This window comes from Streptomyces sp. NPDC001663, assembly GCF_042893105.1.
In the GTDB taxonomy this organism is placed as follows: Bacteria; Actinomycetota; Actinomycetes; order Streptomycetales; family Streptomycetaceae; genus Streptomyces.
Genome location: NZ_JBIAUR010000029.1, coordinates 73,384 through 83,440, shown reverse-complemented (window position 1 = coordinate 83,440; position 10,057 = coordinate 73,384). Strand labels below are relative to the sequence as shown.

Genomic DNA, 10,057 nt, shown 5'->3' with positions numbered 1-10,057 from the left:
AGGTCCCTTCCTCATGCCCTCGCCAGGGCAGGATCACCCGACCGGGAACCCGCGTTCGACCGCCACCGCTCAAGATCGAAAAGGCAACAGCTTCTCAGGCTTCAACGTCATTGGTTCAGAGAAGCTTGCGTCAGGTGCCCGCTCCTCGGACCTGACCCGGCCCAACGGGCACGGCTTGCCGAGATCCGCGACAGCTTGATCGCCCGAATCGCCGAAGCCGAGACGGAAGGCTGGCTCGGCGAGGTCGAAGGTCTCCAGGTCAGCCTGGCCGGCGCCGAGGAGAAGCTCCGCCAGCTCGATCGGAGCCACGGGCAGCATAGGGCCGTGGACCTTGGCATCCCCACCACGCATGGTGATCGATGAACCTACGAAAGTGGCTGCCGCACGGCCTCAACCAAGATCGAGAACAAGTTCAAAGAAGCGTGCATCAAACGCCCTTCAGAACACGGTCAAGTGCCGCCCGGCCTGCAGGTCCCCAGTTCGGCTTGCCGCCGGGAAGGCCCCGATCCCCGTTCTGCCCCATGAGCATCAGGAAGAGGCTCGTCATCGCGGCCAGCCCGCGGGCGCGCCGGATCGCCGCCTCGTCTGCATGCGCGTACATGTCGAAGAACCGTGAGGCCATGCCCGCGGGTAGCAGCACCCATGCGGCGGCCAGGTCCCACGCCGGATCGCCAGCGAACATGCCACCGAAGTCGACGATGCCCGCGAGCGTTCCGCCCGACACGACGACGTTCGCGGGATGGAGGTCGCCGTGCACCCACACCGGCGGGCCCTCCCACGCCTGTGCCGCAACGGCGTCGTCCCAAACGGCCCGGACGTCGGCAGCGATGTCGTCGGGGGCAACGGCCTGGAAAAAGTTCTCGAAGCCCTCCGTGCAGTTCCTGGGATGCGCACCGCGGTCCGTCGCGATCGGCGCCTCGGCGGGCGCCTCCGCATGGAGCGCCCGGAGGAAGCCCGCCAGCGTGTCGGCCGCGTGGGCGCCGCGGCTGATCGAGCCGTGGTCCAGCGGCTCGCCGTGAACCCACGTCATCACGGTCCAGTGCTTGGGGAAGCGCTCGGACGGTTCGCCGAACCGCACCGGAGTCGGCACCGGGAGCGGCAGGCGCGGAGCCAGCACGGGTAGCCACCGCCGCTCCTTGAGCTGGAGCTCCGGGGTGGGGTCCATGCGCTGCATGCGAACCGCCAACTCGTCCCCGAGACGCCACATTTGGTTGCCCCAGCCGCCCGCCACCTCGCGGATGGCCAGCCCCGCAAGGTCTGGATGTTGCTCCTGCAGCAGGTCGCACACCAGGTCTGCGGTGATCTCGATCTCGGTGACGGTCATGCGAAGTCACGGTACTGAGGCGGCAGGCGGAATGGCTATCGCTCCCACACGATCTCACCGCCCGCTTCATATCGACGGCGCTCTCCGTGTTCCGCGACGAACTCGCCCACCGCGCACGGCACATCGAACTGGACGGCGAGCCCCGCCGCAGCACCTCCCACCTTGTCTGGGGTTACGCCTCCCTGCCCGTCTCACTCTCCGCGCGCGCGGATCACGGGTGAGCTATTCTCCGCGCATGCGCGGACAGTTCACCGGCTGGCCGGAGCAGGCCATGGACGTGTTGTGGCAGCTCCAGGGCGAACCGACCCACGCGACCCGCGAGCGCTACCGCGCGGACCGCGAACGCCTGGTCCGGCAGCCGATGATCGCCCTGCTCAACGAGGTCGCGGACACCGACCCCCGGTACGAGGACTTCTCCGTCTGGCACTACCGCACCGACTCCTGGTGGTGGCAGCACCAGGGCGCGGTGATCCGGCTCGGCCGCAAGATCGAGATCGGTCTCCGGTTCGACCTGGACGGCCTGCGGATCCAGGGCGCCTGGTGGTACCCCGATCCCGGCCAGGTGGACATGTTCCGCAAAGCCGTGGCCTCCGAGGGGAGCGGCCGCGAACTGTCCGCCATCGTCGAGGACGTACGGAAGAAGGGCTACGACATCTCCGGGGACGTGATGAAACGCCCCCCGCGCGGCTATCCGACGGACCACTCCCGTATGAACCTGCTGCGCCACCGTTCGCTGATAGCCGCCCGCCCCCTCGGCTGCGAGGAGTGGCTGCACACCCCCGAGGCGGTCGACCGGGTCCTCTCGGCCGCCGCCGACCTGGACGCCCTGCTGATGTGGCTGGTCCGCCACGTGAAGCGCACCACCTGACATCACGAGGGCGCCGCGCGGCACGGGAGGAACCACACCCGTGCCGCCATGCCCCGCCCTCAGAAGATACGCACCTTCAGCGCCGACCGGTCGTCCATCGCCAATAACCGTCCGGCACCTCGGCCAGGGGCCAGCACGGTCGAAGACCGGCCCCGGACCGAGGGCCCCGGAGAGCACATCCGGCGGGAGTTTGAGAATGCAAGCAAGGGCCGGGGCGATGCCCCCGCGCAGCGCAATGTTGCGGTCGAACATCCGGCGGCGAACGACCCCCGCGTTGCCCGCCGTACGGCACCCCCACACAGCCAACCGCACCGCCGTCCCGCGTGATAGCGGGCCGTGAGACATCTCAGGTCAGCGATCTGCCCGTCCGGAGCGGCCGCAGTAAACCTGGCGGGTATGCACCAAGAGCCGAGACAACCGCAGATGAAGCAGTGTGAGACACCACGAGAAGTCGCAGGTCACATCCTCGGCATATGCAGCGAAGCGCGAGAGGCTACATCCAGCCTACGAGCGGCACGGGTGCCCCGCATGCGCTCTGACACCCCAGACCGCACGCTGGTGCCATGGCCAGCGCACAGCCCATCGGGGTTTACCCGCCTACTGAGGACGGTGGTCGGCGGGTGCGTGTGGACGAGTGGTTCGTCGGGATGGCGTACGGGCTGCTGGACATCGTCGAGATCCTGCGCGTCGCGGGCCTGGACAACGCCGACGAGGCGTGGGTGCGGCAGTCAGGGCTCATCGAGTGGCGAGGCGGCGGCCCGGATGTGTGGGAGCACTGAGCCCACCAGGCCGCCCGACCGCAGACCCACCTCAGCGTCCCGGGTTCCCTCGAAGTGGACACGTTGCGTGCGGCGGTCATACCGACGCACGCGAGCCGCGGCCCCCTCTGGTGCGTCGCGGGAGGCGCGGTGGCCTCGGGGTTCATGGCCATGACGCCCGAGGCCACCTTCAGCGGCCACCCACCGAAGGGGTGCGACCCGGGTCCGCCGGCCGGGCAGACAGGCAGACTCGGGCCGCCGACACGGGCACGCTTCGTGTCACGCACAGAACGAACCCGACCCGGTGAGCGACACGGCCACGTCAACCCAGCAGCTCAGCGGAGCTTCCAGCCACTTGCTTGGACCGATCGGAGCCCTGAACGGGGGCATCCTCCTCGCCCACGCGCTGCTGCGTGCGCTGCACCAGGACCTCGAAGGCCCCGACGACGAAGAGGACGATGAAGTGGGTGAGGCGTAGCTGCTCCTCAACTTCACTGCCGATGTCATCCGCGATGATCATTCTGTCGGTCCGCGGCATCGGGCGTTGTCAGTGGCGGCAGGCAGGATGGCGGGTATGACCACACCAGCAGCAGTAATCGTGGATGCCGCCGCCTACGCGCAGGCGGTCGAGGATGCCGTGAAGGCGGCCGCCGCCTACTACACGGGCGGGACATCGGAGCTGGACGATGAGAGCTACGACCGGCTGGTGCGTGGCATTGCGGCGTGGGAGGCCGAGCACCCCGAGCAGGTGCTGCCCGACTCGCCGACCGGGAAGGTCGCCGGCGGCGCGGTGGAGGGCGATGTCCCGCACACCGTGGCGATGCTGAGCCTGGACAACGTGTTCTCGCCGGAGGAGTTCACCGCCTGGACCGCCTCGCTGGCCCGGAGAATCGGCCACGAGGTGGAGCGGTTCAGTGTCGAGCCGAAGCTGGACGGCCTCGCGATCGCCGCCCGCTACACCCACGGCCGCCTGAGACAGCTGATCACGCGCGGGGACGGGACGGCCGGGGAGGACGTCTCACACGCGATCGGCACCATCGAGGGCCTGCCGGCCGAGCTTGCCGAACCGGTCACCGTGGAAGTCCGCGGCGAAGTCCTCATGACCACCACCCAGTTCGAGCACGCCAACGAGGTGCGTACCGCGCACGGCGGGCAGCCGTTCGCCAACCCACGCGGCGCCGCGGCGGGCACCCTGCGCGCCAAGGAGCGCACCTACACCGTGCCGATGACGTTCTTCGGCTACGGCCTGCTGCCCCTGCCCGACACCGAGACCGAACTCGCCGTACGGCTGGGCTCGAGCGCGCACAGCGACCTGATGACGCAAGCCGCCGCGTACGGGATCAACACCACCGCCACCACCGCAGTACCCGGCACCACCGCCGACACCGTCGAACAGGTGCTGGCCCGGGTGCAGGAGATCGCCGCGCTGCGGGCCGAGTTGCCGTTCGGTATCGACGGGATCGTCATCAAGGCCGACCTGGCCGCCGACCAGCAGACCGCAGGCTCGGGGACGCGGGCCCCGCGCTGGGCGATCGCCTACAAGCTGCCCGCCGTCGAGAAGATCACCCGGCTGCTCGAGGTGGAGTGGAACGTCGGGCGCACCGGCATCATCGCCCCGCGCGCCGTCCTGGAACCGGTCGAGATCGACGGCGCCACCATCACCTACGCCACCCTCCACAACCCGGCCGACATCACCCGCCGCGACCTGCGTCTGGGCGATCACGTCATGGTGCACCGGGCCGGCGACGTCATTCCCCGCATCGAAGCCCCCGTCGCGCACCTGCGCACCGGCGACGAACAGCCCATCGCCTTCCCGGAGGTGTGCCCGCGCTGCGGGGCCGGCATCGACACCAGCGAGCAGCGCTGGCGCTGTGAGAACGGGCGCAACTGCCACCTGGTGGCCGCCCTGTCCTACGCGGCCGGCCGCGACCAGCTCGACATCGAAGGCCTCGGCCACACCCGCATCGTCCAGCTCGTCGACGCCGGCCTGGTGGCAGATCTCGCCGACCTGTTCGCCCTCACCCGCGAGCAGCTGCTCGGCCTGGAGCGGATGGGCGAGACCAGCACCGACAACCTCCTCGCCGCCATCACCGCGGCCAAACAGCAGCCGCTGTCGCGGGTGCTGTGCGCGCTCGGGGTCCGCGGCACCGGCCGGTCCATGTCCCGCCGCATCGCCCGGCACTTCGCCACCATGGACACCATCCGCGCCGCCGACGCGGAAACGATGCAGCAGGTCGAGGGCATCGGCACCGAGAAGGCCCCCTCGATCGTCGCCGAACTCACCGAACTCGCCCCGCTCATCGACAAACTCGCGGCCGCCGGAGTGAACATGACCGAACCCGGTGCCACTCCCCCATCGGCGGCCGCCACGGCCAGGGACACTGACGCCGAGGGCGAGATCGCGGGTGCGGCGGGCGGGCCGCTGGCCGGGATGACCGTCGTCGTCACCGGCGCAATGACCGGTGCGCTGGAAAAACTCAGCCGCAACCAGATGAACGAACTCATCGAACAGGCTGGCGGCCGCTCCTCCTCCAGCGTCTCCAAGAAGACCACCCTCGTCGTCGCTGGAGACGGCGCCGGATCCAAGCGGGCCAAGGCCGAAGATCTCGGTATCCGCCTGGCCACCCCGGACGAATTCGCCGCCCTGGTCGCCGACTACCTCAACTGAGGCCTCCAAAAGGAGTGTTCGTCAGCTCACACTGGCAGTCGGGGCTGGCCGGGAACAACCCGAGACGGTTGACCGTTCACCCATACGTGGCCGGCGGAGGGGACAGTGTCCCCGGGCTCACCTATTGCCCATGGGGACGATCGTCCGGCTGAAGTCCCATGGAGCCTTCCGCCGAGAGGCGACCGCCCTCCACAGGTCACCGTGTTACGGCCCCGGCTGGTCTCCCCCGTCCAGCCGGGGCTTCGCATTGTCCCCCACTCGCCCCGCGCTAGACGGCTTCATCGCCCACGTGGGTGAGTGCACCGGCCGAGGTGGCCAGGGTCAGCGGCATCGCGCCACCGGCCAGCGATACTCGGCAGTGCCCCAATTACCCCTATGATTATCGGAGCTCTTGCGGACGGGGAGCCGACCATGTCCACGGACGAGCCGTCACCGCCTGCAGAGAGCAGCGACTCCACGGCAGAGCGCTTCAGCGCGTTCACCAGACGCAACATACTGCTGGTGGCGGTCTTCTTCCTCTCCAATCTTCTGACGGCCGTCAGCACACTCATTACCGCCGTCACCGTGCTGAACGAGACACGGCGGGACTGGCGCGCGGCCGAGTATCGCAAGCTCAGCGAACTGCGTGCGGGATACACCCTGGAGAAGTTCCGGGAGCAGTTGGGGGTGCCCGCCTTTCGTGTGCCCGTCGCGGCCGGTAGCTCGTATGTAAGGAACGTGTACCGGCCCCGCAGTGAGTATTGGGTTGAGGTGATCTCGAACCGAAGCAATGCGTCTGTCGCTTTTACCGTGACGACCTGCGAGCCCACCTTTCGCCCGAAGTTTTCCTTCAGCGACAAGACAGTCGTACTGAACCAGAGCACACTGTTAGACGTGCTGCCCCCAGCGGAGCAGCCAGGCGACTTGCTGAGGATCCACTCCGGTCACACCCGGAGCAGTTACGACAGCGTGTTCGAGGTCTACGGCGGCAGCGGGGGAACCAATTATCGCCAGTTCGCCTGGGGGCTCAACGACATCTGCCCCACGTGGCGCGGCCCCAAGGCCCGCTACGACGCGAACGCCGCCTGGGGGAAATGGGAGTACGAACACAACCGGGAAGACCAGTCCTCAGGACACACCTACTACAACGGTGAGGAACTGGATGGTAGTGCCCGGAGCATCATGGCCAACTCGGTTGTAAACACCTACGCGGAGACCGCATTGTTTGAGGAGCTGGACGACTACTACGACCAGCAGATCGGGGTCGACCGGCTTAGCGTCCGGTAATTACGCTCCGCTCGGCTGATCGCCAGGCCGGGGTAGGGTGACGTCGACGACCCGATCGGCGAAGCTCCAGGACGTGTCGTGAACGTCGAGAGCTGATGGACCTGCTGCCGGGCATCCTGTGCAGCAGTCGTCGCCCGCACACGGCTGGTCGGCACAGTGCCCGGCTCTGGCTGCGAATTGACCCAGATCGCGTCCTTGTGCGTTCTCGTCGACCGTGCCGCTCACGGGTTGGGCCCCGGTGCTCGTGAACAACCGGGTTACACAGAGGGGAGTTCGCGCGCGGCCGCGCGCATTCACTGCGTGTCGTTGGTGGTGGCAGGCGAGCGGCGGTAGTGGTCCAGGGCTGCAGCGTGCTCGTGGTACGGAATGCGTGGGAGCCGGGAGACCAGGGACCACATCGTGCGCTCGGCGGCGAGTTCTCGGGGGATGTCCAGACCGAGGGATGCGGCGAGGGGGTGTCGTCCGACGTTGACCAGGGCCCGTACGGCGGCCGCCCATTCATCGGTGGCGCTGACGGCGCAGCGGTACCACACGGGGACGAGGGCGGTAAGGACGACGGCGGTCGTCGCCGCGGCCGGCGCGCCGGTGTGAGTGGACATGAGGGTCACTACCGCGGCGAGCAGTACGGCGAGGTGGCCGTAGAGCAGGCAGACGAAGAAGTCGACGCTGGTCCGTGCGGTGTCGACCTGGCGACGGGCCTGGTCTGGGGCCGTGGCGGTCAACTCGTTCCACAACAGCTGCGAATCCAGCTGGTAGCGGTCATAGGCGTAGACCTCGAATCGGCGTATGGCGTTGCCGAGCCGGGTCGGCGCGAGGTGGCCGTCGCCGACGGGGTAGCGGGCGAGGCGCTCTTGCAGGAGGGCCCGGCGGGTGACGGTGCTGCGCTGATCAAGGCTGCGGTAGCGGGCCAGGTGAGGGCTGTGGCGCAGGAGCATGAGGTCTGCTCGGTCGACGGCGGACAGGCTGGCACCGGCGGCCCGGCGTTCGAGGCGCATGAGCAGCAGCCGGTCGGTCAGGCTGCGTCTCATGGCCTGATGGCGGCGGCAGCCGTATTCGTACGCGCGCGAGGGCCACAGCAAGTAGCCCTCCAGGATGCGGTAGAGGGGGTTCTTCAGGGCGTTGAGCACCAGACCCAGCATCAGCGAGGCGGTGAGAAAGGCCAGCGCACCGCGTCCCTCAGCCAGGTCCCATACGTGTGCGAACGGCGGGATCTTGCGAAGGCTGGGAAGCAGGGTCGTAGTGAGGATGGCGAGGTTGAGCGCGGTGGGCAGCACCCACCCCACCAGCAAGCTCCAGGCACCCCCCAGCGCCCCCTTGGCGATGTCTCCCATCAGGCGCCAGCGCCCCGTTGTGCACGCAAAGGAGCGATCGGTGGGGTGGGCGGCGGGGCCGGCCATTCGTCGTCGTCCGGGGCGGGCGAGGGCCCAGGTGAGGTGTGCAGGGTGCCGCCGCCCAAAGGGTGTCGAGCGCGGTAGGCCGCCCGGTACGTGGCCGGGGACGAGCCCACTTGGGGAGCGGGTCGGCGCCGATCTCGTCCGGCAACGCGCGGTCCCGGTAGGCCTCCTAGCCTCCTGACCGGCGCGGGGGGACGACCAGGCGGCGGGCGAGCGCACCGGCCGCCTCGTTGCCGTGGTCCGTGCGGACGATGTGGAGGCAGAGGTCGATTCCCGCCGCGGTACCGGCTGAGGTCAGAACGTCGCCGTCGTCGACGAAGAGTTCTCTCGGATCCACTTGCACCGACGGGTAGCGCTTTGCCAGCGCGGGCGCGTACATCCAGTGCGTGGTCGCGGGGCGGTCGTCCAGCAGGCCAGCCGCAGCCAGGGCGAACACCCCGGTACCGAGCCCGACGATGCGGGCGCCCTCTTCGTGGGCCTGGCGCAGTGCGTCGAGCGCCTCCTCGGATGGCCGGGATGTGATCGAGCGCCAGGCCGGCACGACGACCGTGCCCGCGCGTGCGATGGCTTCCAAGCCATGGGGCGCGAGGAGTTCCAGACCCCCCGTGGTCCGCAGGGGGCCTTCCTCACCTGCTGCCACTAGCAGGCGGTAGCGCGGCACGCCCGCGTCCTGTCGGTCGACGCCGAACACCGACAGCGGTATGGAACTCTCGAAGATGGGGCCGCCCCTGAACAGCAGCACCGCGACAACCTCCTTGCGGCGGCGCCTGAGGACCTTCTGCGTCGCGGCATCCAAGGCGCTGCGAGGTCTGATCTTGCGGGAAGGTGGGGCCACAGGGGCTTGACCGGCTTGGGGGCCCGGATCCTGTCGTGTGCCGGTCTCGGGTGTGACCGGCACGAATCGGCTGACCAGGTGCCGCAGCGGTGTGCTTGCCTGCGGCCGGTTGCGCAGGACACGGCGCAGGCGCATGCGCAGTTCGGCTTCGACATCAGCGGCCGTGTCCTGCTCGCCGCGCTCGAGAGCGTAGCGAAGATCGCTCCGAGCCCGGTCCAGCTCTTGCCGGACCTCGTCTGCGCGCCTCTCGCTGCCCGACTCGTTGTCGACGAGGAACGTGACGAGCGCGTCGCGGACCGGCGACCAGGAGTTCTCCCGCATGTGCCTGACCAGCTCAGCCGCGTAGACCGCAACGAAGTCGTTCAACGAAGCACCCCGTTTCCCAAGCAGTCTCCTGGCAGCCTGTGGGCTACCGGAAACACGGTAGGAGGTGGTGACCAACTCTGCACATCCGGGCCGGACTTGAACTTCTTCGGACGCCCAGCGCTTGGGGGCGACGCCACTTGACCTGCGCGCGGCACGCCGGGCCCGGTCGGCACGGCGAGGGGATCCGGCCGGTGCGACTTTCCACCCGCCGGGGTGACGCGGTGCCGGATCGGCGGCCGGACGAGGGCCATCCCCGCTACGAAGATCACGACCGTTTGTGATCTTTGAAAGGAGCCTTGTGCGTTCCACCTGCGCTCTATGGACCGCGGCCACCGCGCTGTCCGCGCTCGCCGCCCTGCTCACCCCCGCCACCGCAGACGCCGCCGACCCCGGCGACGCCGTCGCCCTGCCCGTCCGGGACGCCTTGGCCGCGCTCCCCGTACAAGGCGAGGACCACACCGGATACGAGCGCACCAAGTTCCGGCACTGGGTCGACGCCGATCACGACGGCTGCAACACCCGCATTATCTGCACGGCCAGGGTCGAGAAACGCCTCGTTTGGCCGTAGGGCGACGTCT

General features: G+C 68.8%; 10 protein-coding genes and 1 pseudogene. 6 read left to right on the top strand and 5 right to left on the bottom strand.

Annotated features, from left to right (window positions below; translation table 11 throughout):
* Window positions 1-69 precede the first annotated feature (69 nt).
* Both ACFY1L_RS52765 and ACFY1L_RS52760 read right to left on the bottom strand, forming a co-directional pair.
* Window positions 70-318: a hypothetical protein gene (locus ACFY1L_RS52765; protein ID WP_388842711.1), complete on the bottom strand. Its 249-nt coding sequence runs from the start codon at window positions 316-318 to the stop codon at window positions 70-72.
* A 109-nt stretch (window positions 319-427) separates the two neighbouring features.
* Complete coding sequence (locus ACFY1L_RS52760) at window positions 428-1,324, bottom strand: aminoglycoside phosphotransferase family protein (RefSeq protein ID WP_388842710.1); 897 nt, start codon at window positions 1,322-1,324, stop codon at window positions 428-430.
* Between the two features lie 86 nt (window positions 1,325-1,410).
* Here ACFY1L_RS52760 and ACFY1L_RS52755 point away from each other — a divergent pair, with 86 nt between their 5' ends.
* From ACFY1L_RS52755 to ACFY1L_RS52745, 3 genes are all read left to right on the top strand, one after another.
* A complete protein-coding gene (locus tag ACFY1L_RS52755) occupies window positions 1,411-1,545 on the top strand; it encodes a hypothetical protein (RefSeq protein ID WP_388842709.1) in 135 nt (44 codons plus the stop codon).
* A 14-nt stretch (window positions 1,546-1,559) separates the two neighbouring features.
* Window positions 1,560-2,192: a DUF2461 family protein gene (locus ACFY1L_RS52750; RefSeq protein WP_388842708.1), complete on the top strand. Its 633-nt coding sequence runs from the start codon at window positions 1,560-1,562 to the stop codon at window positions 2,190-2,192.
* Window positions 2,193-2,755: 563 nt separating this feature from the next.
* Window positions 2,756-2,971: a hypothetical protein gene (locus ACFY1L_RS52745; protein WP_388842707.1), complete on the top strand. Its 216-nt coding sequence runs from the start codon at window positions 2,756-2,758 to the stop codon at window positions 2,969-2,971.
* A gap of 301 nt (window positions 2,972-3,272) precedes the next feature.
* Here ACFY1L_RS52745 and ACFY1L_RS52740 read toward each other — a convergent pair whose 3' ends face one another.
* Entirely contained in the window at window positions 3,273-3,470 is a 198-nt protein-coding gene (locus ACFY1L_RS52740; RefSeq protein WP_388842706.1) for a hypothetical protein, read from the bottom strand.
* Between the two features lie 54 nt (window positions 3,471-3,524).
* Here ACFY1L_RS52740 and ligA point away from each other — a divergent pair, with 54 nt between their 5' ends.
* Both ligA and ACFY1L_RS52730 read left to right on the top strand, forming a co-directional pair.
* Entirely contained in the window at window positions 3,525-5,618 is a 2,094-nt protein-coding gene (ligA, locus tag ACFY1L_RS52735; RefSeq protein WP_388842704.1) for an NAD-dependent DNA ligase LigA, read from the top strand.
* Window positions 5,619-6,029: 411 nt separating this feature from the next.
* Window positions 6,030-6,884, top strand: a complete 855-nt coding sequence (locus ACFY1L_RS52730) for an ETEC_3214 domain-containing protein (protein WP_388842702.1) — start codon at window positions 6,030-6,032, stop codon at window positions 6,882-6,884.
* A 293-nt stretch (window positions 6,885-7,177) separates the two neighbouring features.
* Here the strand turns inward: ACFY1L_RS52730 and ACFY1L_RS52725 are convergent, their stop codons facing one another.
* Complete coding sequence (locus ACFY1L_RS52725) at window positions 7,178-8,215, bottom strand: hypothetical protein (RefSeq protein ID WP_388842700.1); 1,038 nt, start codon at window positions 8,213-8,215, stop codon at window positions 7,178-7,180.
* A gap of 169 nt (window positions 8,216-8,384) precedes the next feature.
* A pseudogene (locus tag ACFY1L_RS52720) lies at window positions 8,385-9,092 on the bottom strand (DJ-1/PfpI family protein); the annotation flags it as partial.
* A gap of 685 nt (window positions 9,093-9,777) precedes the next feature.
* On the opposite strand from ACFY1L_RS52720, the gene ACFY1L_RS52715 reads away from it, so the two are divergent.
* Window positions 9,778-10,047 (top strand): hypothetical protein, encoded by a 270-nt coding sequence (locus tag ACFY1L_RS52715; protein ID WP_388842698.1) that lies wholly within the window; start codon window positions 9,778-9,780, stop codon window positions 10,045-10,047.
* Window positions 10,048-10,057 lie beyond the last annotated feature (10 nt).

What these genes read in the sequence shown, in the direction of transcription:
- ACFY1L_RS52765 (WP_388842711.1), bottom strand. Translation starts at nt 318, where the DNA reads ATGCTGCCCGTGGCTCCGATCGAGCTGGCGGAGCTTCTCCTCGGCGCC.
- ACFY1L_RS52760 (WP_388842710.1), bottom strand. Translation starts at nt 1,324, where the DNA reads ATGACCGTCACCGAGATCGAGATCACCGCAGACCTGGTGTGCGACCTG.
- ACFY1L_RS52750 (WP_388842708.1), top strand. Translation starts at nt 1,560, where the DNA reads ATGCGCGGACAGTTCACCGGCTGGCCGGAGCAGGCCATGGACGTGTTG.
- ACFY1L_RS52745 (WP_388842707.1), top strand. Translation starts at nt 2,756, where the DNA reads ATGGCCAGCGCACAGCCCATCGGGGTTTACCCGCCTACTGAGGACGGT.
- ACFY1L_RS52740 (WP_388842706.1), bottom strand. Translation starts at nt 3,470, where the DNA reads ATGATCATCGCGGATGACATCGGCAGTGAAGTTGAGGAGCAGCTACGC.
- ligA (WP_388842704.1), top strand. Translation starts at nt 3,525, where the DNA reads ATGACCACACCAGCAGCAGTAATCGTGGATGCCGCCGCCTACGCGCAG.
- ACFY1L_RS52730 (WP_388842702.1), top strand. Translation starts at nt 6,030, where the DNA reads ATGTCCACGGACGAGCCGTCACCGCCTGCAGAGAGCAGCGACTCCACG.
- ACFY1L_RS52725 (WP_388842700.1), bottom strand. Translation starts at nt 8,215, where the DNA reads ATGGGAGACATCGCCAAGGGGGCGCTGGGGGGTGCCTGGAGCTTGCTG.